This window comes from Halobiforma nitratireducens JCM 10879 (genome assembly GCF_000337895.1).
In the GTDB taxonomy this organism is placed as follows: domain Archaea; phylum Halobacteriota; class Halobacteria; order Halobacteriales; family Natrialbaceae; genus Natronobacterium; species Natronobacterium nitratireducens.
The window spans coordinates 18,118-40,498 of record NZ_AOMA01000183.1; the positions used below are offsets into that span (position 1 = coordinate 18,118).

Annotated in this window: 21 protein-coding genes; 7 read left to right on the forward strand and 14 right to left on the reverse strand. The window is 64.1% G+C overall.

Going from position 1 to position 22,381, the window contains the following annotated elements; genetic code table 11:
- Nucleotides 1-112: 112 nt before the first annotated feature.
- The 3 genes from C446_RS16680 to C446_RS16690 are packed head-to-tail and all read right to left on the reverse strand — an operon-like array spanning nt 113 to nt 4,540.
- The gene (locus C446_RS16680; RefSeq protein WP_006674301.1) at nt 113-2,584 is read right to left on the reverse strand and encodes a DEAD/DEAH box helicase; all 2,472 of its coding nucleotides are present in this window, start codon (nt 2,582-2,584) and stop codon (nt 113-115) included.
- 10 nt (nt 2,585-2,594) lie between these two features.
- Nucleotides 2,595-4,103, reverse strand: a complete 1,509-nt coding sequence (locus C446_RS16685; RefSeq protein WP_006674302.1) for a ribonuclease H-like domain-containing protein — start codon at nt 4,101-4,103, stop codon at nt 2,595-2,597.
- Between the two features lie 53 nt (nt 4,104-4,156).
- On the reverse strand, nt 4,157-4,540 hold the full coding sequence (locus C446_RS16690; protein WP_006674303.1) for a thioredoxin family protein: 384 nt from the start codon (nt 4,538-4,540) through the stop codon (nt 4,157-4,159).
- A gap of 189 nt (nt 4,541-4,729) precedes the next feature.
- On the opposite strand from C446_RS16690, the gene C446_RS16695 reads away from it, so the two are divergent.
- Together C446_RS16695 and glnA are read left to right on the forward strand one after the other, a co-directional pair.
- Entirely contained in the window at nt 4,730-4,978 is a 249-nt protein-coding gene (locus C446_RS16695; protein WP_006674304.1) for a hypothetical protein, read from the forward strand.
- Between the two features lie 194 nt (nt 4,979-5,172).
- Complete coding sequence (gene glnA, locus C446_RS16700; protein ID WP_006674305.1) at nt 5,173-6,528, forward strand: type I glutamate--ammonia ligase; 1,356 nt, start codon at nt 5,173-5,175, stop codon at nt 6,526-6,528.
- A gap of 125 nt (nt 6,529-6,653) precedes the next feature.
- Here the strand turns inward: glnA and C446_RS16705 are convergent, their stop codons facing one another.
- Nucleotides 6,654-6,887 (reverse strand): hypothetical protein, encoded by a 234-nt coding sequence (locus tag C446_RS16705; RefSeq protein ID WP_006674306.1) that lies wholly within the window; start codon nt 6,885-6,887, stop codon nt 6,654-6,656.
- Nucleotides 6,888-7,118: 231 nt separating this feature from the next.
- On the opposite strand from C446_RS16705, the gene C446_RS16710 reads away from it, so the two are divergent.
- Nucleotides 7,119-7,409: a hypothetical protein gene (locus C446_RS16710; protein ID WP_006674307.1), complete on the forward strand. Its 291-nt coding sequence runs from the start codon at nt 7,119-7,121 to the stop codon at nt 7,407-7,409.
- Nucleotides 7,410-7,539: 130 nt separating this feature from the next.
- Entirely contained in the window at nt 7,540-7,911 is a 372-nt protein-coding gene (locus C446_RS16715) for a hypothetical protein (RefSeq protein WP_006674308.1), read from the forward strand.
- A 208-nt stretch (nt 7,912-8,119) separates the two neighbouring features.
- On the opposite strand, the gene C446_RS16720 is transcribed toward C446_RS16715, so the two are convergent.
- On the reverse strand, nt 8,120-8,839 hold the full coding sequence (locus tag C446_RS16720) for an SDR family oxidoreductase (protein WP_049920320.1): 720 nt from the start codon (nt 8,837-8,839) through the stop codon (nt 8,120-8,122).
- A gap of 127 nt (nt 8,840-8,966) precedes the next feature.
- The gene (locus C446_RS16725; RefSeq protein ID WP_049920318.1) at nt 8,967-9,419 is read right to left on the reverse strand and encodes a response regulator; all 453 of its coding nucleotides are present in this window, start codon (nt 9,417-9,419) and stop codon (nt 8,967-8,969) included.
- A gap of 223 nt (nt 9,420-9,642) precedes the next feature.
- Between C446_RS16725 and C446_RS16730 the strand changes: the two genes are divergently transcribed.
- Nucleotides 9,643-10,308, forward strand: coding sequence for a glycerophosphodiester phosphodiesterase (locus C446_RS16730; protein WP_006674311.1), 666 nt, complete (start codon nt 9,643-9,645; stop codon nt 10,306-10,308).
- Nucleotides 10,309-10,454: 146 nt separating this feature from the next.
- Here the strand turns inward: C446_RS16730 and C446_RS16735 are convergent, their stop codons facing one another.
- From C446_RS16735 to C446_RS16760, 6 genes are all read right to left on the reverse strand, one after another.
- Nucleotides 10,455-10,874, reverse strand: a complete 420-nt coding sequence (locus C446_RS16735; RefSeq protein WP_006674312.1) for a secondary thiamine-phosphate synthase enzyme YjbQ — start codon at nt 10,872-10,874, stop codon at nt 10,455-10,457.
- A 124-nt stretch (nt 10,875-10,998) separates the two neighbouring features.
- On the reverse strand, nt 10,999-11,946 hold the full coding sequence (locus tag C446_RS16740) for a HEAT repeat domain-containing protein (protein ID WP_006674313.1): 948 nt from the start codon (nt 11,944-11,946) through the stop codon (nt 10,999-11,001).
- A gap of 76 nt (nt 11,947-12,022) precedes the next feature.
- Nucleotides 12,023-14,050 (reverse strand): SpoVR family protein, encoded by a 2,028-nt coding sequence (locus C446_RS16745; RefSeq protein WP_006674314.1) that lies wholly within the window; start codon nt 14,048-14,050, stop codon nt 12,023-12,025.
- Complete coding sequence (locus C446_RS16750) at nt 14,043-15,374, reverse strand: DUF444 family protein (RefSeq protein WP_006674315.1); 1,332 nt, start codon at nt 15,372-15,374, stop codon at nt 14,043-14,045. The genes C446_RS16745 and C446_RS16750 overlap by 8 nt, the downstream gene beginning before the upstream one ends.
- Before the next feature lie 49 nt (nt 15,375-15,423).
- Nucleotides 15,424-17,709, reverse strand: a complete 2,286-nt coding sequence (locus C446_RS16755; protein WP_006674316.1) for a PrkA family serine protein kinase — start codon at nt 17,707-17,709, stop codon at nt 15,424-15,426.
- A 1-nt stretch (nt 17,710) separates the two neighbouring features.
- Nucleotides 17,711-19,783, reverse strand: coding sequence for a PrkA family serine protein kinase (locus C446_RS16760; RefSeq protein ID WP_006674317.1), 2,073 nt, complete (start codon nt 19,781-19,783; stop codon nt 17,711-17,713).
- Nucleotides 19,784-20,489: 706 nt separating this feature from the next.
- Here C446_RS16760 and C446_RS16770 point away from each other — a divergent pair.
- Nucleotides 20,490-20,903 (forward strand): DUF5820 family protein, encoded by a 414-nt coding sequence (locus C446_RS16770; protein WP_006674319.1) that lies wholly within the window; start codon nt 20,490-20,492, stop codon nt 20,901-20,903.
- A 68-nt stretch (nt 20,904-20,971) separates the two neighbouring features.
- A complete protein-coding gene (locus C446_RS16775; RefSeq protein WP_006674320.1) occupies nt 20,972-21,418 on the forward strand; it encodes a UPF0179 family protein in 447 nt (148 codons plus the stop codon).
- A 40-nt stretch (nt 21,419-21,458) separates the two neighbouring features.
- On the opposite strand, the gene C446_RS16780 is transcribed toward C446_RS16775, so the two are convergent.
- Nucleotides 21,459-21,842 carry a winged helix-turn-helix transcriptional regulator gene (locus C446_RS16780; protein WP_006674321.1) on the reverse strand — a complete coding sequence of 128 codons (384 nt, stop codon included), beginning with the start codon at nt 21,840-21,842 and terminating at the stop codon, nt 21,459-21,461.
- A 75-nt stretch (nt 21,843-21,917) separates the two neighbouring features.
- Entirely contained in the window at nt 21,918-22,367 is a 450-nt protein-coding gene (locus C446_RS16785; RefSeq protein WP_006674322.1) for an SRPBCC family protein, read from the reverse strand.
- Nucleotides 22,368-22,381: the final 14 nt, after the last annotated feature.

Genomic DNA, 22,381 nt, shown 5'->3' on the forward strand with positions numbered 1-22,381 from the left:
GGTCATACTGCCGGACAAACGACTGCACACACCGACCCGTCTCGAGACGCCGTCGCCTTCCGCGACGGGCCTCGAGACGGATCGGGTGTGTCCTGACTGCTGTCCAGTCGTCTCAGGAGACCGATGCCGGCGGTCGACGCCGCTCCGGTTCGGTCTCGTCGCCAGCGTCGTCGCTTCCCTGACTCTGACTCTGACTCTGACTCGAGTTGACCGTCCGAACCACGCGCTCACTCGTGTCCTCTCCCTCACCGAGTAGCGCGTCGATCACGTCGGTCGCCGCGGGACCGTACAGCGGCCGGTTGTCGTTGCCACAGCGATCGCTCATGAGACAGGCCGGACACCCTTCGTCGCGACCGCAGTCACAGTCGACGATCAGCTCCCTGGCACGACGGGCGACGGCCTCGTACTCCTCGTAGATTCGCCGGGAGAAGCCGACGCCACCCTCGACGCCGTCGTAGATGAACCAGCCGCTCGTCTCCGGAGCGTCGGGAAGCCGGTTCGTCGCCAGCCCGCCGAGGTCGTCCGAGTCGACGGTCAACTCCAGCGGGGCGACGCCGATCATCGCGTGTTCGATGGCGTGGATGCCGCCCAGGTAGCCGTGGAGCCGCGGCGGCAGGTCCACACACTCCTCGTTGCGGTAGTCGGCGTGGGCGTCGGTCACGGCGCGTTCGATCGCCGTCGGAACTTCCGCCCAGCAGAGCTGCGTTCGCATCTCGACCGGTGGCACGCCGGTCTCGAGTCCGGTCTCGAGCACCTCGCCCGTCTCGACGTCGCGTTTCGTGTAGGTGGGATACCGAACCGTCACGGTACCATACCCCCAGTTCAGTCGGAACCCTGCCCCGTCCTCGACCTCCCGGGACCTGCGGACCTCGGTGTCGTGAATCGCCACCTGGCGCTGGGACTGGGTGTAGTAGTCAACGTCTGCCGGCTCGAGTTCGACGAACGGTTGCGGTCGGTCGTCCCGGAGTGCCCGTACTTCGTACCGATCTCCCTGGTAGAGCACCGTCGCGCCCTCGTGGTAGTCCCGAAACGCCCGGGCCTCGCCGATCGGTTCGTGGTCGATCGACTCGTCGCCGGCCACGCGCACGTCGAAACCCCGCCCGCCGGCCGCGTAGATGCTGTCTCTTATACACATCTCTGAGCGGGCTGGCAANAGACGCTCGCGTCCGCCGAATCTGTCGGCGTCCTCGCGGGTCACCGGCAACTCCTGGGCCGCACAGCGGAGATGCTGCAGGAAGACCGGCTGGTTCTCGAGGTCGACGACCGCGTCTTCGGGGTCCTGCTCGAGGAGGTACTCCGGGTGCTGGCTGACGTACCCGTCGAGGGTCGCGTGATCGGGGACGAAAACCGAGAGCGATTCGCGTGTTCCACGCCCAGCGCGGCCGAGCCGCTGCCAGAACGAACTCCGCGAGCCGGGGTACCCCACGAGGACGGTGCCATCGATCCCGCCGACGTCGATCCCGACCTCGAGGGCGCTGGTGGTCGCGACGCCGTCGAGATCGCCAGCTTTGAGCCGCGATTCGGTCTCGCGGCGCGAGCGTTTGCCGTGGCCGGCGTTGTACGGCTCGAGGGCGACGCTACCCTGATAGGGCGACGCCGCACTGGTGACAAACGCCGTCGCGCGGTCCACCGCGAGTTCAGTGCCTTTCCGCGAGTCACAAAACAGCAGCGAGGGGACGCCGTGATAACAGCAGTGTGCCCACAGTTCCGGAGCCTCGACGGTCGCGGGGCGCTTGCTGGGACGGGCGTCGCCGTCGCTTCCCTCGTCTTCCGGCGGCTCCCAGAACACGAGGTGTCGACGACCACTCGGGGAGCCGTCGTCGTCGATCACGGTCGCCGGCTCGCCGGTCAACGCTTGCGCGTGCTCCCCAGGGTTGCCGATCGTCGCGCTCGTCAGGACGTACTGGGGATCGCCGCCGTACCAGTCGATCACGCGACGGGCCCGCCGGAGGACCCAGGCCGCGTGCATACCGCTGATACCCGTCCACGAGTGGGCTTCGTCGACGACGACCAGCTCACAGTTCGCGTGAACGTCGGCCCAGCGGTGGTGTCCCTCGAGGTACTGATTCAGCCCCGCGACGTTCGTGATGACGACGTTGGCCTCCTCGCGGATTCGAGCCTTGTCACTGGGGTCGGTGTCGCCGTCGTAGACGCCGACGGTCAGGTCGAGCCCGAGGTCCGCGAACAGCTCCGCGAGCTCCCGCTCCTGGTCGCGGCTGAGTGCCTTGGTGGGATAGACCAGTAGCGCACGAACCTCGTCTGTACGTTCGGAGCGACCGAGCGCCCTGCGTGCGATCTCGAGCCCGTAGACGTAGGTCTTCCCCGAGGACGTCGAGGTGGAGACACAGACGTTCTCGCCGTCGGCGAGGGCCTCGAGAGCCGCGGCCTGGTGGCTCCAGAGGTCAACGGGGAGCCTCGAGGCGAGTTTCGCCGGCAGGACCTCTCCCGGAGGGACATAGTCCGCCGACTGCGCGGGGAGTGTGATCCGTTCGCGGAGCTGGCCGTGGTAGCGATTGGTCGGGTAGCTGTCCCGAAGTTCGTCGGGGGTGAGCGAGAGGTCGTCGGTAGGCCTGTCTTCGTCCATGCGTGTCCACTCAGAAGTCGGTGAGGCCGGTCTGTGTCGTCGGCTGTTCGTCGCTCGGTTCCGCCGTCGTTCCCGTCGGCTCGGGAGCCGACGCGAGCGCGTCGTAGACCGCCGCTACCTCCCGCACGTCGGCCTCGCAGTAGCGACGGGCTCGCTCCCAGTCCACGCCGGCGGGGACGGCGTCGTCGGTCGGCATCTCACGTTCACACTCGTCTTCGCCGTCGGAACGCTCGAGCAGTCGCCGCACCCGAGTGGCGAACGTCCGTCCGTCCATCGCCGCGGCGTCGGGACCGCGTTCGCAGCCAAGCGCGGCGGCGATGTCCGCGAGGCGGTTCGTCCGTCCGGGGAGGATGGCGTTGTCCTGCCGGACCGCCCAGTCGTAGGGATCGTACCGGGAGACGTGCTCGCGCCAGTAGTCGTGGTACGCGGGCGCGTGCGCTGTGACGAATCGCTCGAGGTGGACGTAGTCGAACTCCCGGCCGTTCCAGGCGACCAGGGCGGGCCGATCGTACTCGGCGGCGAGCCAGTCGACGAACGCTCGAGTCGCGCGGCCGGCGTCGTTCCGGGTCGGTTCCTCGTCGACGAAGTCGACGTACGCGTCGCGGCCGGGATCGTAGACGCCGATCAACGGGATCACAGTCGGGTGGAGGCCGTCGGTCTCGATATCGACGAACAGCAGCGATCCGTCCACGGGTGGGACTGGGGCATCGGTTCGGCGAACGACTCGCCCCTCGGCAATGGCACGTGCGCTCCCGCGGATCGTCTCGGCGGTAGCAGTTCCGATCCCACGCACCGAGCGCAGCGCCTCGAGGGAGGCGTCGGCGACCGCGGCCCGGTCGTCGAACCCGGCCGCGCGGAGCCTGTCGGCCGTCTCGGGACCGACCCCTTCAAGGGCCGCGAGACCGAACCGATCCGCAGGAACCGAAGTGACGGCGATCGAGCCGTCGGGAGCGCAGGTGAGACAGGGAAGTTCGTCGGCTCCCGGCCGTCGACGCGGGCCGCAGCCGCGAATGGGGAGGCGAACGCGGGTCCCGTCGGCCATCGCCGTCCAGACGTAGTCGTAGCCCGCCTCGAGCGCGCCGGTGAGAAACGTCGGGCCGGTGTCGCCGCTCCGTGCCCGGAGCCGATAGTCAGCGATCGCCGCTCGGCCAGCGAGGTCGACCTCAAGCGAGACGGCGTCGGTTCTCGTCTCGAGGCCATCACAGACGACGTAGTCGATGTCCGTCCGCGGAGCATCGCCTGCATCGGCTCCCAACGCGTCGGGTGTGTCGACGAACAGGAACCGAACGCCGGCGGCCGTCACCACCTGTGGGCCGTCGCGGGTCGGATCGACGGCCCTGACGACCGGCCCGTCGAATGCACGCCGAAGCCGGCTCGCGATTCTGGGGTCGAAGCCGTCCCGAGTAACGTAGACGAGGTCCGGATCGAAGTACTCGAGGAGATCGGCCGTCGCGGGATCGCCTCGCTCGGCGAGGGTCTCACAGTGTACGGCAAGCAGGGTCGCACCCTCGGTCGTCACGTCCGATGGGTACGACCGATCGGTCTTAAGCGTTCGTAGACCGGACGGCGCGTCTACGTGCCACCGGTGGACACACTGGACACAGCGCCGTCGTCGATCGCGTCAGGTGCGTGCTCCTCGAGGAACGAGACGAGGTCGTCGCCGCCGACGAAGCCATCGGCGAGGCCTGCAACGCGCTCGCCGTCGCGGAAGAGAACGAGGGCGGGAACCGACTGGACCTCGAACCGCTCGATCAGCCGCGGATCGTCCCCGAGGTCGACCAGTCCGACGGGAACGCCCGTCGACCTGGCGACGTTTCCCAGCACCGGTTCCATCGCCTGGCACGTCGGACAGCCGGTCGTGAACAGGTCGACGAGCGCGAGGTCGCGCTCGGCGACGAACGCCTCGAGGTCGTCGGCGTCCTCGAGGCGCTCCGGTTTCGGTGAGGAATCGGCCATGCAGTGGGTACGGTTTGAGGGCTGATACAGTTGATGGGCCGATAGTAGCGACTGCTAGTCAGTGCGCACCTGACAGACGGATCGGCGATCAGTGTGCAAATCGTTGCAGTTGGTACTGTAGCGGCGAGCGTCGCTCCGAATTAACCGTTATAAAAAGGCCCTATACTCTTGGAGCCCCTACCGCATTCGATGACCCGTTTCGACCCCACCACCGGCGACGAACGCGACGAACGCGTCGACGCGTCGATTCGTCGGAAATCTCTCCTCTACTGTTGGTCGTGTTCCCACACGAGCCCAGCCGACGAGGACGGGGACTGGACCCGTCACACTCGAGCGAACGCGGTCGCGTACGTCTGTCCCGACTGTGGGACGACGATCGCGAAGCGTCCTCGATGGGACGGCTCCGCTTCGTCGCGCCGTCCCGTCGTTTCCCGGTAGACGATCACCCCACTCGGATCGCCCCTTCGAAAACGTTTCTCGAATATCGCCCTCCGTTTCCGAACGCATCTCAACTCGACTCGCAGATATTGCGAGGCACAGATACAATCGTCCACTATTGAGACAGAGAGCGCATATTCGCCCAGAACAGTAGAGCTTTAATAGTGGAAGTTGATGGATTAGTCGAGCAAAAGATGGCAAACGGAAAGCTGACTTCCGCAGAACAGGACGTGCTGGACGAGATCGAAGAACGCGACGTCGACTTCCTGCGCCTGCAGTTCACCGACATCCTGGGAACTGTCAAGAACGTCGCCGTTCCCGCCCGTCAGGCGGAGAAAGCGTTCACCGAGGGAATCTACTTCGACGGGTCGTCGATCGAGGGCTTCGTCCGTATTCAGGAATCGGACATGCGTTTGGTTCCGGACCCCGAGACGTTCGCCGTCCTCCCGTGGCGCAAGGACGACGAGACCGCGGCGGCCCGGATGATCTGTGACGTCTACGACACCTCGACGGGCGAGCCGTTCGAGGGCGACCCCCGGCACGTGCTGAAACAGGCCCTCGACCGCGCCAAGGAGATGGGATACGAGGTCAACTTCGCTCCCGAACCCGAGTTCTTCATGTTCGAGGAAGACGAGGACGGCCGTGCGACGACCGAAACCGCCGATCACGGCGGTTACTTCGACCTCGCTCCGAAAGACCTCGCCAGCGACGTTCGCCGTGACATCATCTACGGGCTCGAGGACATGGGCTTCGAGATCGAAGCCAGCCACCACGAAGTCGCCCGCGGCCAGTACGAGATCAACTTCGAGTACGACGACGCGCTCGCGACGGCCGACAACGTCGCTACCTTCCGTACCGTCGTCAGGGCGATCGCCGCCCAGCACGACCTCCATGCAACCTTCATGCCAAAGCCGATCCCGAAGATCAACGGCTCGGGGATGCACACCCACATGTCGCTGATGGAGGAAAGCGGCGAGAACGCCTTCCACGACGAGGACGACGAGTTCAACCTCTCGGATACCGCGCGATCGTACCTCGCGGGCATTCTCGAGCACGCCCCCGCGATCACGGCGGTCGCGAACCCGACGGTCAACAGCTACAAGCGCCTGGTGCCCGGTTACGAAGCACCGGTCTACGTCGCCTGGTCCGACCGGAACCGTTCCGCACTGGTTCGTAAGCCGGCAGCCCGCGTGCCCGCCGCGAGCCGAATCGAACTCCGTTCGCCCGATCCGTCGTGTAACCCCTATCTCGCGTTCGCGGTCATGATCCACGCCGGTCTCGACGGCATCGAGAACGACCTCGAGTGTCCCGAGCCGATCCGTGAGAACATCTACGAGTTCGACGAAGCGACTCGCGAAGAGTACGGCATCGAGACGCTGCCGTCGAACCTCGGTCAGGCGGTACGCGCGCTCGAGGAAGACGAAATCATCTACGAGGCGCTGGGCGATCACGTCGCACCGAAGTTCGTCGAAGCGAAGAGCCAGGAGTTCGAGGAGTACCTCGTCGACGTCTCCGAGTGGGAGATCGACCGCTACCTCGAGACGTTCTAGGTCGGCTCTCGTTCACTCTCCGCGGGTATTTTGGCGGTGACCGTACCGCCACACGCTTCTTTCGACACACCAACTGCTACCGAGTGGCTCCGACGGGACTGCATCGACGGCATCGAGCAGGGGCCCTACGGGACGACGGCGTACTCCTCGCCGCGTTTCTCGACGAGACCGCGACTCGAGAGTGAGTGCAACACGCTCAGAATATCGATCTTCTTCATCGCCAGTGCGTCGCCGAGATCGTCGACGGTCGCTCCGTCGGTCGCCTCGAGATAGAGGTACACGAGTTTCGCCTGTGCGGACTCGAGGTGACCGGGAACCGACACGACTCGTTCCGTTGAACGGTGTTTCTGTGAGTCCATTGTCATTCTACCGGACCACGTTCTGATACAAAAAGGATGCTCCGATCGTGGTTATATCAGCCGCGGGGCCGTATAGTAGCCACTGCACGTCAGTGCGCACCTGATCGCCAGACAGACCGGCGATTAGTGTGCAAATGGGTGCAGTTGTTACTATCGTATGCGTACCGTCCCCAGCCACCGCGACCGTCGAGAGACGGCTTTACGGTCGTCGCCGTGCGACGGCACACACGAATGACCGACTCCGGTAGTGAGAGACCGACGCCGCCAGCGGGCCTCGACGACGACCTCCGGGAGACGCTCGAGGGGCTTTCGGAGCGTGATCCGGAGACGATCGACGCGGTCGCGACCTACGCCGCCGAACTGGCCGACTGGGTCGAGTCGACCGAACGCGACACCGTGTCTCCCGAGGGCGTCCCGGAGCGAGCGACCGTCTCGGAGACCGAAATCGCGGGGACGGCCTACCGCTACTACCAGTGGCGCGAGGGCGACGAGATCAGGTCGAAGACGGTCGAACTCGAGTGACGGCTTCGTGGGACCGTTGTCCGCCGATTCCGGTGTAACTGTAGTCGAAAAGAGACAGCGATCCGAGCGGGGCAGGGTTTCGTATACTGATGGAAAATACTAACTAGTATGTCAGCTAATCACTTTCCGAATGGCCGACACGATCGATGTGGAGACAGTGGGCTTCGTAGCTCTCTCCGTCGTTACAGTAGCCCTGGCGCTCTTTCTGCTCTCACGGTTGGTGGGAGACATAAAACAAGAGACAACCACGACACAGAAAGAGAAAGCCCTCATCACGATGGGGGGAGCGTCGCTTTTCGGTAACGGTCTCGTCGTCTCACAACCTGCCTACGTACTCTCGGGTGGGCTCTTTGCGATCGTCGGAATGGCACGGATGACATCCGACCGTTTCGACCAGTGGGCTGAGAATCGACATCTGTTCGTGCTTCTCGCTGCCGCGTTCGTCACTGGAGCTTTCTTTTATGACACGTGGGAGGGGGCCGTGCCCGCGTGGTTTCCGTAACCTGTAACACTCCGTCGCCTTTTCAGTGGTCTACTCCGTCACACGATAGTAGCCACTGCAAGTCAGTGTCCACCTGATCGACAGACGGATCGGCGATCAGTGTGCAAATCGGTGCAGTTGTTACGGCAGTGGCGAGGCGAAAGCCCCCCGTGAACGGGTGAGAGGAGGTCGTACCCGTTGTCCCCGAAGACCAGCGAACGTCCCCGTCTCAGGCCTCCCCGTAGACCGGGACCGCCGCGCCGCTGGTCACCGCCGCGCCGTCACTACAGAGAAACGCCATCACGTCGGCGATTTCGGTCGGCTCGACCCACGACTCGTGATCCGCGTCGGGCATCATCTCCCGGTTCATCGGCGTGTCGATCACGCTCGGCATCACGCAGTTGGCCCGGACCGTCCCCTCGTTTTCCTCCGCGAGGGTCTCGGTCAACAGCCTGATGCCGGCCTTCGAGATACGGTACGGGCCGTCCCCCGTACCGCCCTCGAGCGAGGACCGGGCGCTGACGCTGACGATCGCTCCTTCCTGCTCCTCGAGGTGGGGCAGGGCGTGTTTCGAAGCGAGGAAGGCGGTCTTCAGGTTGACGTCCAGCAGGAACTCGAACGTCTCGAGATCGGTCTCCGCGATCGGGTCCCCGCCGCGCCACGTGCCGGCGACGTTGAGCAGGTGATCGACTCGGCCGTGGTCGTCGACGACCGCTTCTATCAGGTCGCTGACCTCGCTTTCGTTCGTGAGATTGGCCTCGTAGAAGTGCGTCCCCTCGTCGGGGTCGAGACGGCTGTCGTCTTCGTCCGGTGTGACGACGTCGACGGCACAGACCGTCGCGCCGGCGTCGCGAAATCGTTCCACGATCGCGCTTCCCAGGGTACCGCTTGCACCGGTGACGATCGCGACCGTTCCGTCGAAATCGACCTCGAAGGCTGTCGAAGACATACGGACCGGTATGATCCCTTGGATCATAATAGCGCGGTCGTCCCCTCCTCACTTCTCTTCTGTTCCCCCTCTCGAGAGCCGATTCCGACCGCTCGAGCGACCCGACAGCCACCGGTGACCGGCCAGCCTACGCTTGCATCGGTGTCGTCGGTAGCGCCGCTTGCTCGAACCAGAACTCCCCGACGGCCGCGACCATCGACGCGTACTCGTCGGGATCGGTCGGCTTCGTCAGGTAGGCGTTCGCGGCGCGCTCGTAGCTCTCGAGCACGTCGTCTTTGGCTTCGGAACTGGTCAACACGAGGATCGGAACACACGTGAGGTCCGGGTTCGAGCGAACCAGTTCGAGGAATTCGAACCCGTCCGTTCGCGGCAGATTGAGATCGAGGAGCACCACGTCGGGAAGCGTCGCCGACTCGTCGGCTGCCCGGTCGGTGAGAAACTCGAGGCCCTCGTCACCGTCGGGAACCGACGCCAGCGAAACGTCCATCGATAGCTCCTTGAACGCCTCCTGGATCAGTCGCACGTCGCCCGGGTTGTCCTCCACGAGGAGGACTTCCACTCCCGTTTTCCCGGCCGTCATCGATCCCTCACCACAGGCCCCCACAGTGTCGGTAGTCGAAACGCGAACATCAGCGAGCGAAATCGTATCGGTATACCCATCGAACCGGTATAAGGGTACGTGCTAGGATTTTTGGGCCGTAAAACTGAAACACGGGACGGCGACACCCCAACCGGTCTCGGCGACGAGCAACGACTGCGATCGGCGAGCAATATTTGATCGCCGCGCTCGTTCACTCGTTCGAATGCGACTGATCGCTCACCGCGGCTTCGCGGCCGCGGCCCCGGAGAATACGATCGGTGCGATCCGGGCTGCCGCCGATCGTGCGGACGCAGTCGAGTTCGACGTTCGCCGCTGTGGATCGGGCGAACTCGTCGTCGTCCACGACGAGACCATCGACCGCGTCACGGACGGCTCCGGACTCGTTGCCGAACTACCGCTGTCGACGCTCAAACGCTATACGGTTCTCGACTCCGACGAATCGATCCCGACCCTCTCCGAGATGCTCGCAGCCGTGCCCCCAACCGTCGAGATCAACCTCGAGATGAAATCGCCCGGGATCGCTCGCGACGTGCTCGATGCTCTCGCGGACGCCGGCGTCGACAACCACGTCGTGACGACATCGTTTCTCGCGTCCGAACTGCGTGCCATCCGCGACCACGACCGCGAGCAGCCGACCGGACTGCTGGTTAGCCGGCGACTCGAGACGCCCGTGACGACCGCCGTCGAGCTCGACTGTGACGTGATCGGGGCGAACTACGGCCGTTGCCTGACTACGCGACTCGTCCCGCGAGCGAAGCGGCTCGGGCTCGAAGTCCACGCCTGGTCGCTCGAGCGACGGGCGACGGCGGCGGTGCTCGGACTGTGTGGCGTCGACTGTATTTCCGCGGACCGACCGCTTCGAATCTGATACGCCGACGGTGTCGGATTCGAGGTCACCTCGCCTTGCCCTCGACCCGAGCATCCGATCGAGCACCACAGCGAAACTGCACCGCTCCACCAGCCACCGACCCGTCGTGATCGGGGACGACCCGGACCCGCTACGCTACCGCCAGTTCAGCGTCCCGACGCCGACTCGAGCCGATTTCCGACCGTCGTCACGGAAACGGTCCGCGTCCGCGGGCCGTCACACTCGACCAGCAGGATCGACTGCCAGGTTCCGAGCCCGAGGTCGCCGTCCCGTATCGGAACCGTCACCGACGGTCCGAACACCGTCGCTCGGAGGTGGGAGTCGGCGTTGCCGTCCAGTTGATCGTGGGAGTGGCCGTCGTCCGGCACCAGGTCGGCGAAAAACGACTCGAGGTCCTCCCGGAGCCGCGGTTCGTTCTCCTGGACGACGAGGCCGGCCGTCGTGTGCTCGACGAAAACGGTGCAGGTTCCGGACGAAACGTCGTCCGGAACGGCCGCCGCGATGCGGTCGGTCACATCGACCGTGGTCAACCGTGCGTCCGTCTCGACCGAAAGCGTGGCGTCCATGCTGGTGGGTACGATCGCGACGGACCCGTTTCTTGTGGTCGCGCGGTCGTAGTGCTCAAACCACTGCAGACACCGATCGCACTCGAGACGCGATGGGGTGTGTCCTGACTGTTGTCCAGGAGTATCAGGAGAGTCGATCGACAGCCCACTCGGCCTGCTCCCGGACCGCCGGCACGGAGTCCTCGTTCGCGAGCGACGACAGCCGGTCGGATGCCGTGTCGACCCCGACCCCGACCCCGGCCCCGGCCCCGGCCCCGGTCCCCACCCCACCGTAACCGAGCACACGACAGACGTTGCGCCTGACTCGCGGATCGTCGTCCTCGAGCAACGCGAGCAGGCGGTCGGCCGGGATCGCCTCGAGATCGAGGAGCGTCGATCGGTCGGCTTCGTGTCCCACCTCGTCCCGTTCGGCTCCGGGTCCGTTCGATCCGCTCGCGTCGTCCCCGTCATCGCGCTCCCCGGAACGCGAATCGCGAGCGAGTGCGGCGAGCGTGACCGCAGCGTCGGCCCGCACGTCCGACTGTCCGTGCTCGAGTCCGACCGCGATCGCCTTGAGGCAGTCGTTCGGGTCGACCGCGGCCGGCCGTTCGGTCGCAACGGCCGCCAGACAGCGAAGCAGGTCCGGCGTCGCCGGGTGCGAGCCGTGGGACGCGACGAACCCGGCGATCGCGTCGACCGACGGTGCGACATCTGCGGGCGACTCGGAGGCGAGTTCGGCGAGACAGTACGCTACCTCCTCGTGGAGTTCGATGTCCGGGTCGGATTCAGCTTCGAATTCTGACTCGGATTCGGACTCGGACTCGGACTCGGATTCGGACTGGGATTCGGATTCCATCTCCGACTCCTCGAGCAGCGCCCGCAGCTTCGGGACCGTCGGGAGGCAGCGTTCGGGTCGACCCCCCGCGTCGATCGTCTCTCGTATCTGCGCGACTGCCTCACGACGCGCTGCAGCCGACCCCTCGTCGAGACGAACGAGCAACGATGGCAGATCGAGTTCGAATCCGAACTCGTCCGCGGATGTCCCCCCCGAATTGCGCTGCGTTTCGACGGCGTTTCCCCCATCCCCGTCCATAGTGTCCCTTCAATGAGCTATCGTCAAGAAAAACCTTCCGTCAGTTTAATCCGCACTTTCCCAAGAGAAAGATAGTTCAGGCGAGCCACTCGTCGGGTTTCGTGTCGTAATCGACGTCGTCCGCAGCCAGGTGTTCGACGTCGTCCCAGGGGACGTCTTCGATCGTCACCTCGTCGCCGTCGTACCGGATCAACTTGCCACGTTCCTCGGCTTCGGGTTCGCGATTACGGCGCTTTGCGACCTCGACGTCGTGTTCGTCGACCTCCTTGACGATCGTCAGGAGATTCACGGGACGGCCCCAGAGTTCGAAGATACGTTTGAGCGTCTCCTTGGCCTGCGCGATATCGAGCATGACGCCGTTGTACTGGTGACCCAGCAGGAGCTCGTTGGCGTTGTTGTAGTTCCCGTCGTAGACGGCGATCGTCGGTTTCCCGAAGTTGGTAAACTGCAAGAGGAGCTTCTTCTTGACGTCCTCGGCGGCGTCGCTGGCGACGTGGAACTGGCCGGTCGCCTTCGAGTGCTCGTAGGTGAAGTAGTTGTTCTCCGTGATGAACTCCTCCGTGAGAAACTCGTCCAAGAACGTCACGTCGTTGTGACTCTCACGGACGTCGAACATACGGTTCCAGCCCGCGGCGTAGTCGACGTCTTCGAGGGCCTCCTCGACCGACGAGTAGCGGGCGTCGTCGAACAGATAGCGCCCGATTCGCTCGAGTTCGTTCTGACTGACCCGAGAGAGGAACCCGCGGTGCTGGCGCTTGACCAGCGAGTAGTGACGGCGGGCCAGTCCCTCGTCGGTCAGGACCTTCCAGGGATAGCGGTCGACATCGATCTCGCCTTCGCGGGCCGCTTCGAGTGCCTCGCCGTCGATCCACTCGTCGGGGAGGTCCGAGAGATCGGCGAGCGTCTCGGAAGCGATGCTATCGAGCGCCTCGGGTGGCTCGAGCGTCTCGAGGACGTCGTCGAAATCGACGACCTCGCTGAGGTTGCGCCAGGAGATGCCCTCGACGCGCAATAGACGCTCGAGGACTTCCTGGCGATTCGTCGTGTTCTCGACGTACTCCCACAGCTCCATGCCGAGACTGTAGGGGTTGAGCCCGCCGGACGCGAGCACCTTCGCCATGTGATCGGCGTAGTTCATGAACTCGTCGTCGCCGGCGAACCGCTCGTCGGTCATCATCGTCGACTCCCAGTAGGCGGCCCACCCCTCGTTCATCACCTTCGTCATCTTCTGGGCGGCGAAGTAGTACGCCTCCGCTCGCATCATATCGAGCACGTCGCGTTGCCACTCCGCCATCTCGACGGCGCGTTCGGCCTCCTCGTCGTACTGTTTGCCGTACTCGCGAACGAACGCCAGCACGTCTTTCTGGGGCTCTTCGGGGAACGTGAGTTGGCCGTCCTCGTCCTCGAGTTTCTCGATCCACTCCTCGTCGAACACCTCGCCTTTGATCTCGTCGGAGAGATCGAGTTCGTCTAACTTCTCGGCGAGGTCCTCGTCGATCTCGTCCGGCGGCCCGTCGACGTCGAGTCGACGTTCGAACACCATGTGCTGGTCGATGTTGTCCTCGAGCGAGAGGCAGTGGTCGATCCACTTCTCGACCTCGGCGCGGTCGATATCCGGGTCCGACATGTAGTCGTCGACCGCCCGTGCGTGGCGCTCGAGCATCGCGGCGGCGTTGACCTGTTCTTCGTCGGAGCGGCCGCTGGTAAAGAGGCCGAACCACTCGTTGTTCGCGAAGAAGTCCGAGTGGGCCTCGACGTGGGTGATGACGGCCTTCTGGTCGGCTAACGTGTTCGACTCCTGGAGGAAGGCGTGAGCGGGGTTGTCGTTGTTGACGATCTCGAAGGCCTTCCCGCCGCCGTACTGGCCCTGCTTTCGCTGCTTGTCGTACTGCATCCCCCATCGCCAGTGTGGGTAGCGACTCTGGAAGCCGCCGTAGGCGATGAGTTCGTTCATCTCGTCGTAGTCGATGATCCAGTACTTGACGGGGTACGGCTCGAGGCCGAGTTTCTCCGCGAGGTTGCGGGCCTCCTCGACCGGCTCTTTCAGATCGCTGGCGATCGCCTGTTTGCGGAACCTGTCCGCGTTGGAGTTGCGTTTACTCATCCGTGTCACCCTCCGTAGAGAGGATCTCGTAGATCGCGTCGGTGACGTCGGCCTTGCTGTTGACGTACGCCACCGCGACATCGTCCGAGTCCGCACCGAAGTGACGCTCGAGTTCCTCGGCGTGGGTGGCGTTGATCGCGTTGCCGCTCGGCTGGGTCTCCACGTAGGCGTGGAGGTTCGCCGGAATCTCCTCCATCAGCGGAATGACCCGCTCTTCGGTGTCGTTCGAGGAGTTCTCGGAGTCGCCTGCGGCGAAGACGTAGCGGTTCCAGTCGCTCCAGGGGTACTCCTCTAGCAACTGCTCGGCGAGTTCGTACGCACTCGAGATTTTGGTGCCGCCGCCGCTGCGGATACCGAAGAAGTCGTCGCGTTCGACCCGCCAGGCGTCGGCGTCGTGAGCGATATAGACGAACTCGGCGTTGTCGTATTTCCCTTGCAGGTACCAGTCCAGCGGAGTGAACGTCCGCTCGACGAGTTCGCGTTTCTTCTCCCGCATCGATCCCGAAACGTCGCGGATGTTGACGACGACGACGTTCTTCTCTTTTTCCTCGATGATTTCGGGATAGCGGTACCGCTCGTCTTCGCGACGGAACGGGACGTGTTCGATCCCTTCCCGACGGATCTGCTGTTGGACGGACTCGCGTTCGACTTCCGACTCGAGTTCCGCCACCGAGGACCACTCGCTTCGCTCGTCCTCGGGGATTTCGTCGTAGGCCTCTTCGATCCAGGCCATCGAGACGGGGATGCTCTCGCCACGGGCCCACTCGAAGACGTCGCGTGGGCCAAAACCCTCGACCTTGCAGACTTCCTTCAGGAACTCCTCGTCGAAATCCATCGCGAGCTTGCGCTTGAGCCCCTCTTTGAACATCCGCTCGAAGTCGAGCGTGCTGTCCGGGCCCGTGCGCGTGAGGTCGGTGAACGGCCCTTCCTTCTCTTCGATGACCTTCTTGCCCTTCGGATCGAGATCCAGCCCGAGTTCCTCGTCGAGTTCCTCGGCGAACTCCTCGGGGTCCATCTCGTAGTACTCGTGCTCGCCGCCCTCTTCACCCGGCTCGCCGTCGTCGTCCCCGTCGTCGTCGCCCGGCTGTGGTTGGGGCTGGCCCACGGGCTGGCCGGTGTCGGGTGTATCGCCGTCGCCCTGGCCGACGCCGCCCTGATCGCGCTGATCGTACTCGAACTCCGGCAGGGAGACGATCTTGACGGGGATGTTGATCTGGTTCGCCCCGCTCCCGCCGAGGTCACCGTACTGGATGAAGTCTGCCAGGTCTTCGCGGCGCTTCTCTCCGACTTCGCGGAATCGCTCGAGGTCGTCTCTCAGTCCCATGGTGGTCCCTCGCTGTCGGCGCTGTCGGTGCGATCGGTATCGGTCGTGTTCAGTCCCATCTGTAGCTCACCTGTCCCATGACGTGTCTGCTTGTCAACTCGGCCGACGCCTCGGAGTAGTCGAACTCCTCGACGAGCGTCTCGATCGTGTCCTCCTTGACGGTCTCCGTCTCGGTCTCGCTTGGCGGATCGTCCCACTGGCGCGGGTCGAAGTCCTCGAACGTCCGTCGGACGTCGTCCCAGTCGTGGCTCTCGAGGACGCTCTTGATGACCGGGATCGCCGTGAGGTCGACGTCCTGGACCGAGAAGTCCTCGTCGCGGTGTTCCCAGGCGTGGCGATTGAGCGAGGTGATGACCTTCTCTCTGCGGAAGTTCCGGACGCTCTCTCTGGGGAGGTTCCCGTCGTACTCTTCCTCGGAGAACCGTCCGAGGTGTTCGACCTCGAACAGCTTCATCTTCAGCGGGTCCGGCTCGACGCGTTCCCCGCGGTCGTTGTACAGCGGCTCGTCAGTCTCCCAGGCGTAGACGTGTTCGACGTACTCGGCGACGGTCTCCTCGTCGACGCGTTTGTCGTGCATGATCGCTTCGATGACGTCGGCCTCCTGGCGGTCGTAGACGTAGTTTTTCACCGGGACCACACGGTTCTCGAACTCGGAGCGCTCGCCCGTCGAGAAGACCGGAGCGTCGCCGAGACCCTCCGCCATCGCGTTCAGCACGTCGCGGGGCATGACCACGTTCTCGACGGGGAGATCGGGGTGGTGGCGGTCACGGTCGGTCTGGAGCAGTTCGGCGAGGGTGTCACGCGTATACGTGACCGGGATGCCGTGCTCGCCGTCCTCGCCGTCGTCGTCGAAGTCGAACTCCTCTTTCTCGCGGCGGGAGTCTCCCTCCTGGAGGTAGCCCTGATCGTAGATTTTGGCCTTGTCGACCAGGTCGAGCCCATTGGGGAGGTCCTCTTCGTCGAGTCTGGTAACGACGGCGTACAGAGCGGCGGCCTCGATCGCGTGAGGGGCGAACTCCTGGGTCCGTACCTCGCCGTCCTGATCTTTGATCGTTACCGACACCGGTTCCCGGATACGCTCCTCGAGTTCGTCGTAGCCATTGGCCTCCCAGACCTCGGTCTCGTTCGTCAACTCGCGCCGGATGAGTTCCGACTCGAGACTGAGGTTGGTCAGGTAGCCAAAGCGGTGTTTGTCGAGTCGGCGTTTCAGCGCCTTCAGCGGGTCCATCCCGTTGCGATCCGAGTGTTGGTTCAGTTGGGCCTCGAGATCGGGGTTCGAGATGATCAGCATCTGGGTGTCGACGTCCATCCCGATCCCCTTGTCCAGTTTCACGGACTGTTCGTCGGGGACGTTCAGTAGCTTCTGGAGCAGGTCGGCGTGCTGGGCGGCGTCCTCGACGATCGTGAGGACGCTGTTGCCCTGCGAAAGCACGCCGTCGTAGCTAAACGCCTGTGGATTCTTTCGTCCGCGCGAGTCCAGTTCCTGGAGCATCCCGTGCATCCAGGAGCCGACGAGTCGCTCTTTGGGCCGGCCTTCGTCTTCCGAGTGGAGGACACCGACCCCCTGACCGACGTCGACGACGTAGTTTTTCACGCGCAAGTGGTTCTCGTCGGTAATCGCCGAGAACAGGTCCTCCTCGCCGTCCCTGCGGTACCGCTCCTCGAGGTACTCGTAGGCTTCCCGCGAGAACGGGTCGAGTTCGGCGTCGACCCGGACGGGGACGTGATCCTCGAGTCCGGCGTTCAGATCCTCGAGGATGCGTTCACGGATCGTCTCCGGGAACACCGAGAGGGGGTGGATCTGGACGGGGCTCTCGTACCAGTTTTGCTCGTCCCCGGCCGTCGGATCGCCGCCGTAACTCAGCCCACGTTCGCCCGAGTCGGCGGTCGCGACGTTCCACTCGAGGGTGTAGCGTCGCCCGTCGGGCGTCTTCGAGTACTCGCGCAGCCCGTTGACCAGGCACCGTTTGAGTTCCGACTTGCCAGTCGCGGTCGGTCCCTCGAACCAGATGATCTTCTCGTCTTTCGCTCGCCCGGCGGCGATCGACCGGAGGTCGTCGACGAACCCGTTCAGGACCTCGGTGTTGCCGAGGATGGCGTGTTCGCCGCCGTTGTGCGGATCGTCGAAGAAGCGGTAGCGCTCCTTCTCCTCGCCCTCTTCGACGACGGTCCGGGTGCCTGCGGCCTCGATCGCCTCGAGCAGGTACTTCGAGGCGTGTGAGGCGATCGTCGGGTTCTCGAAAATCCGGTCGACGTACGCCGCGAGGCACATCGGCTCCTCGTAGGTCGCCTCGAGTTCGCGGTCGGCCTCGGTGACGTAGTCGTTGCCGGTCATGTTACTCTTCGATCTCCGCCTTGGCGACCTCCGCGCCGGCGAACTCGAGCACTTCCTTCGCGCCGCCCTCGGAGTAGCCCTGTTCGATCAGGGCGTCGATCCACGAGGAGCGTTCGTCGTCGTCGAACTCGTTTGCCGACACCAGCGCGGAGAAGTTGATGTTGTGTTTCTTGTCCTCCCAGAGCTTGCGTTCCAGCGCACGGCGCAGGCGCTCGTTGTCCTGGGGGTTGAAGGCTTCTCCCTCGCGGGCGCGACGACTGACCCAGTTCGACACTTCCTGGCGGAAGTCGTCTTTGCGGTCTTCCGGGATGTCGAGTTTCTCCTCGACCGACCGCAGGAACGTCTCGTCGGGCTCCTGCTCACGCCCCGTGAGCTCGTCTTCGATCGTGTCGTCGTCGATGTAGGCCATGACGTGGTCCATGTACTTCTCGCCCTGGCGCTGAATCTCGTCGACGTCGTAGGCAAGCGCGTGGCGGACGTCCTCGATCGCACGCTCTTTGTACTCCTCGCGGACCGTCTCGAGATAGCGGTAGTAGGTCTGGAACTGGTCTTCCGGAATGGAGCCGTGGTGCTCTAAGTTCTCCTCGAAGAAGTTGAACACCGTCAGCGGCGAGAGGAAGCCCCGAGAGCGATGTTTCGAGTCCATGATCGCCTCGGCGATCTCGTCGCCGATGAACCGTGGTGAGATACCGACCATTCCCTCGCCGATCTCGGCTTTCTGTTCGGCCTCCTCACGGAGCTTCTTGACGTCGATGTCGTCGCCCTCGTCGATCTCGCCGTTGTAAGCTTTGGCCTTCGAGAGCAGATCGACCGTCTCGGCGTCGGGCTCTTCGACTCGCGTCAGGACGCCGAACAGCCCCGCCATCTCGAGGGTGTGTGGCTCGACGTTGATGTCGGGAACGTCGGCGTTGTTGAGCATCTTCCGGTAGATCTCGGCCTCGTCCTCGTAGGAGAGGACGTACGGGAAGTCGATCCGCTTGGTGCGGTCGTTGAAGGCTTCCATCTTCTCGTCGCCCTTCTTGTCCTTGTACTCGGGCATGTTGGTGCGGCCGACGATCACCTGGTCGATATCGATGCGGGGGTTGTTCTTCGGCTTGATCGTCTGCTCCTGGGTTGCATGCAGGAAGTCATAGAGGAACTCCCGCTGGAGTTTGAGCAGTTCCTCACCGCTGAAGACGCCCCTGTTCGCGTTACAGAACGCTCCGGAGTAGTCGAACGCGCGCGGGTCGCTCTCGCCGTAGATGGCGATCTTCGAGTAGTTGACGTCGCCCGTCAGCTCGGTCTCGTCCTGGTTCTTCTTGTCTTTCGGCTCGAACGTCTCGAGGGCCTGGCGCTTGTTCTCGTCGGCGACCAGTCGGACGATCTCGACGTGGTTCTCGAGCACCTGCTTGAGATCGTCGTCGTAGTACGCAAGCAGCTTGTCCATGTAGAACTCGCTTTCCGGGTCCAGCGCCTGCTCGTTTTGGATCGTGTACGGCGCGTCCAGGCGCTCGTTGAGGTCGTCGATGACCTGCTGGCGCTGTGCCAGCGGGAGCAAGACGAGCGGGTCCTGGTTCATCGGGGACCGGACGGTGTCGTCGGCAGGGTCCTGATCCTGGACCACGTCACAGAGGTTGGTCCACTCGAAGGTGTACATCCGACCCTCCTCCCGCATCGTGTAGTCCTCGAAGTACTGGCGGACCTGCTTGTCGAAGTGGGACTTCCCGGAGCCGACGGGCCCGAGCAGTAGCTTGATACGGCGTTCGGGTCCGAGTCGCCTCGCTCCCGATTTCACCTTGTTGACGAACTCGTGAATCGACTGGTGGATCACCCGTCCGTAGAAGGTGTTCTCGCCGTCGTTGAGCGGGTCCTCGCTGGCCAGCTGGTACTCGACGACCCCTTCCGTTTCGTCGTAGGTCGTCCCGTAGTAGTCGAACATGTCCGCGACGCGCTGGTGGGCGTTGCGGGCGACCTTCGGGTCCTCGTACACCTCCTCGAGGTACCAGTCGAAGGACTTGGTTTCCCGCAGGTCCGCGGGCATCGATTCCTTGTATTCAGTGCTCAGCTCTTCGAGCGTCTCGATGTCACCGGTCATGGTATCGTTGAAGTTGATTTCCCCGCCGTCGGCCGTCCGCGGTCGGGTTCGCGTCAGCGGTCGTCTCGTCGCTCACGTCGCCCCGGTCGCGGGGGGCGTTCGCAGAGTCCATCGTCGATCGACCGTCCCATCTCCTGGAGGTTGCTGTCGGGGCGTTCGATGCAACCACGGAGCGGGCGCGGTTGTACCGGGTTTCGGCGACCCGTCTCAGTGCCGGAGCGATCTCGACGGCTCCGTCGCGAGCAACGCGTCCGCGCCTCTCGGCGCGCGGTTCTCGTCGGTTTGCGTCGGCCTTTCCCGTCATGTGTGAACTTGTACCACCCATCGTTGCGCGACGACCCTGTCGTCGGTCTTGCGCAGTTGCGCCGGGGACGGGCGCTGAGTGGATCGGTCCGGCGATCGGATACCGATAGTATTTAATGAGTGAGTAATCCAGGCACTTAACCTTGGCCCCAAAAAATATTTATCAGGAGTTAATTGCAGGCGTTTCCTGCCAGAAGGACGGATTGTCAATTGCTATCTCACCTCACTTTTGGCGACCGACGGCATAAACGAGCGGCCTGCAATGACGGGGGTCGCTCGCGCGCGCTCGGTCGTCGGAGCTTACAGGTTCGAGACGTTATACGCTGGGAGAATCTGCACTGCGTGAGAGCGCGGTTGGACCGCGGACGACGCTGCTTTACGCTCGCCGACCCAACCGAAGCGTATGAGCGATTCGACGGCGTTTCCAGACGCCTGGACGGTCTGGTCTCGCGAAGAAGACGGCCGGCTCGTCCTCGCGTACCGGCCCGACATCTTCGACGGCGACGCGTTTCCCGCCGCCTGTCTACCGACGCTGTATCTCACTCACGGAAAGCGAACGCGCCGCCCCGGAACGAACCCGACCACGACCGGTTCGGACGACTGGTTCGTCACGCTCTATCTCGAGCCGGAGGTCACCCTCGAGGGTGCCCGACGCTTTTCGAGCAGAACGGCGGCACTCGAGTGCTGTCACGACCTCGCACGATCGTTCGACGACGGCGAGGTGGATTTCCGGGGCTGTTACCAGGTACCCCGAGAGCGATACGTTCAGAAGTTGGACGACCTCACGGGGGATAGCGGGAGCGAAAGCGAGGAGTGAGACTGGTCGTCCCAATCTCCGGCAGCCGCGACGTGAGGCTTAACCCCGCGTGGTGAGTACCGGTTTCCATGTCGACCGTTACGCTCGTCGGGACCCGGCTGGCCGAATCGGGAACCGAGTTCGTCTACGAGGGGGAAGCCGACGGCTGCGCCGGCTGTCCTTACCGCAGTCAGTGTCTCAATCTCTCGCGTGGCACGAAGTACCGGGTGACCGCCGTCCGGGAAAACGCCCAGACCCTCGAGTGTGCGATGCACGACGGGGGCGTTCGCGCCGTCGAGGTCGAACCCGTCACCGTGGCGGCAAACGTCACTTCCAAGGGAGCGTATGCCGGGAGCAAGACGAGCCTCCCGGGTCCCTGCCCGTACGTCGAGTGTCCGAGCCACGAGTACTGTGAACCCGACGGCCTCGAGTTCGACGAGGAGTACCGCATTCGGGACATCCTCGGCGAACCTCCCCACGAGGTCTGTCATCTGGACCGATCGCTGGAACTGGTCGAACTCGAGGGTGAGGAGTAGTCTCCCTGCCAATAGCCGTTTTGTTCCCGATTCCGTCCCTTCAGTTGCCGTTCTCGGTTCGTTCGAGGTGCTCCTCTTCGAGCCAGCTACTCGCCCAGCACTCGATCTCGTCGAACACCGGCTCGAGCGACTCGCCTTTCGCGGTGAGGCTGTAGTAGGTCGCGATCGGGGCGTCCTCCTCCATGCGCCGTTCCACGAACCCCATCTCCCCGAGATCGTCGAGCACGCGCGAGAGGGTTCGTGCGTTCGCGCCGGTCGATCGCTTGAGTTCGTTGAATCGTTGTTCGCCTGCGAGCAGTTCGTGTAGCACGGCCAGTCGCCACTGGGAGCCGATCTGTTCTAGGGATTCGATGACGGGGCAGGCGTTGGGCTCGTCCTCGTCCCCCTCCTCGTTGGAGTGAGACTGTGACTCGGTTCGGGACATCGGTGCTCTCGTCTCCGGTTTGCACTCGAGTCGGATAGCAGTTCGGAAACGAACCTGGTGCGCATTCGAATCAGTTCAGGTCGCGCTCGCGTCCGGCTCCGTCCCATCCACGTCCGATCGGTCGCTCGTCAGCAACTCGTCCATCCGTTCGAGTGCCTCCAGACAGATCGGGACGTATCCCGCGGCGCTGGGCGGGAGTTCGAACGCGACTCGACACCGATCGGCCTCGAGATCGTCGACGCGGTGAGTGGCACCGGCGACGCCGGCGACGCGCCAGTCCCAGCGTCGACCGGCGACTCGCGTTACCCGAAACGGCAGCCAGACGCCGGGAACTCGGATTCGGCCCCGCGTTCCCTCTCGGAGCCGACGGTCGGTGGCTTCGACGTCGGAGACGACTGGCGACCACGCCGGCCATCGGGTAACGTCGACGAGGAGGTCCCAGGCGTCGGCGGCCGGCGCGGCGATCACGTGCGAGGCCTCGAGTCGGCGGCCGTCGGGGGTGTGTGCGGGGCGAAGTCGAGTCATCGTCGGGAGTACGT

Coding starts and splice junctions, on each gene's coding strand:
- C446_RS16740 (WP_006674313.1), bottom strand. CDS start 11,946: ATGGACGGGGATGGGGGAAACGCCGTCGAAACGCAGCGCAATTCGGGG.
- C446_RS16755 (WP_006674316.1), bottom strand. CDS start 17,709: ATGACCGGCAACGACTACGTCACCGAGGCCGACCGCGAACTCGAGGCG.
- C446_RS16720 (WP_049920320.1), bottom strand. CDS start 8,839: ATGTCTTCGACAGCCTTCGAGGTCGATTTCGACGGAACGGTCGCGATC.
- C446_RS16770 (WP_006674319.1), top strand. CDS start 20,490: ATGAGCGATTCGACGGCGTTTCCAGACGCCTGGACGGTCTGGTCTCGC.
- C446_RS16725 (WP_049920318.1), bottom strand. CDS start 9,419: ATGACGGCCGGGAAAACGGGAGTGGAAGTCCTCCTCGTGGAGGACAAC.
- C446_RS16760 (WP_006674317.1), bottom strand. CDS start 19,783: ATGACCGGTGACATCGAGACGCTCGAAGAGCTGAGCACTGAATACAAG.
- C446_RS16710 (WP_006674307.1), top strand. CDS start 7,119: ATGACCGACTCCGGTAGTGAGAGACCGACGCCGCCAGCGGGCCTCGAC.
- C446_RS16690 (WP_006674303.1), bottom strand. CDS start 4,540: ATGGCCGATTCCTCACCGAAACCGGAGCGCCTCGAGGACGCCGACGAC.
- glnA (WP_006674305.1), top strand. CDS start 5,173: ATGGCAAACGGAAAGCTGACTTCCGCAGAACAGGACGTGCTGGACGAG.
- C446_RS16745 (WP_006674314.1), bottom strand. CDS start 14,050: ATGAGTAAACGCAACTCCAACGCGGACAGGTTCCGCAAACAGGCGATC.
- C446_RS16750 (WP_006674315.1), bottom strand. CDS start 15,374: ATGGGACTGAGAGACGACCTCGAGCGATTCCGCGAAGTCGGAGAGAAG.
- C446_RS16695 (WP_006674304.1), top strand. CDS start 4,730: ATGACCCGTTTCGACCCCACCACCGGCGACGAACGCGACGAACGCGTC.
- C446_RS16780 (WP_006674321.1), bottom strand. CDS start 21,842: ATGTCCCGAACCGAGTCACAGTCTCACTCCAACGAGGAGGGGGACGAG.
- C446_RS16775 (WP_006674320.1), top strand. CDS start 20,972: ATGTCGACCGTTACGCTCGTCGGGACCCGGCTGGCCGAATCGGGAACC.
- C446_RS16715 (WP_006674308.1), top strand. CDS start 7,540: ATGGCCGACACGATCGATGTGGAGACAGTGGGCTTCGTAGCTCTCTCC.
- C446_RS16785 (WP_006674322.1), bottom strand. CDS start 22,367: ATGACTCGACTTCGCCCCGCACACACCCCCGACGGCCGCCGACTCGAG.
- C446_RS16730 (WP_006674311.1), top strand. CDS start 9,643: ATGCGACTGATCGCTCACCGCGGCTTCGCGGCCGCGGCCCCGGAGAAT.
- C446_RS16705 (WP_006674306.1), bottom strand. CDS start 6,887: ATGGACTCACAGAAACACCGTTCAACGGAACGAGTCGTGTCGGTTCCC.
- C446_RS16735 (WP_006674312.1), bottom strand. CDS start 10,874: ATGGACGCCACGCTTTCGGTCGAGACGGACGCACGGTTGACCACGGTC.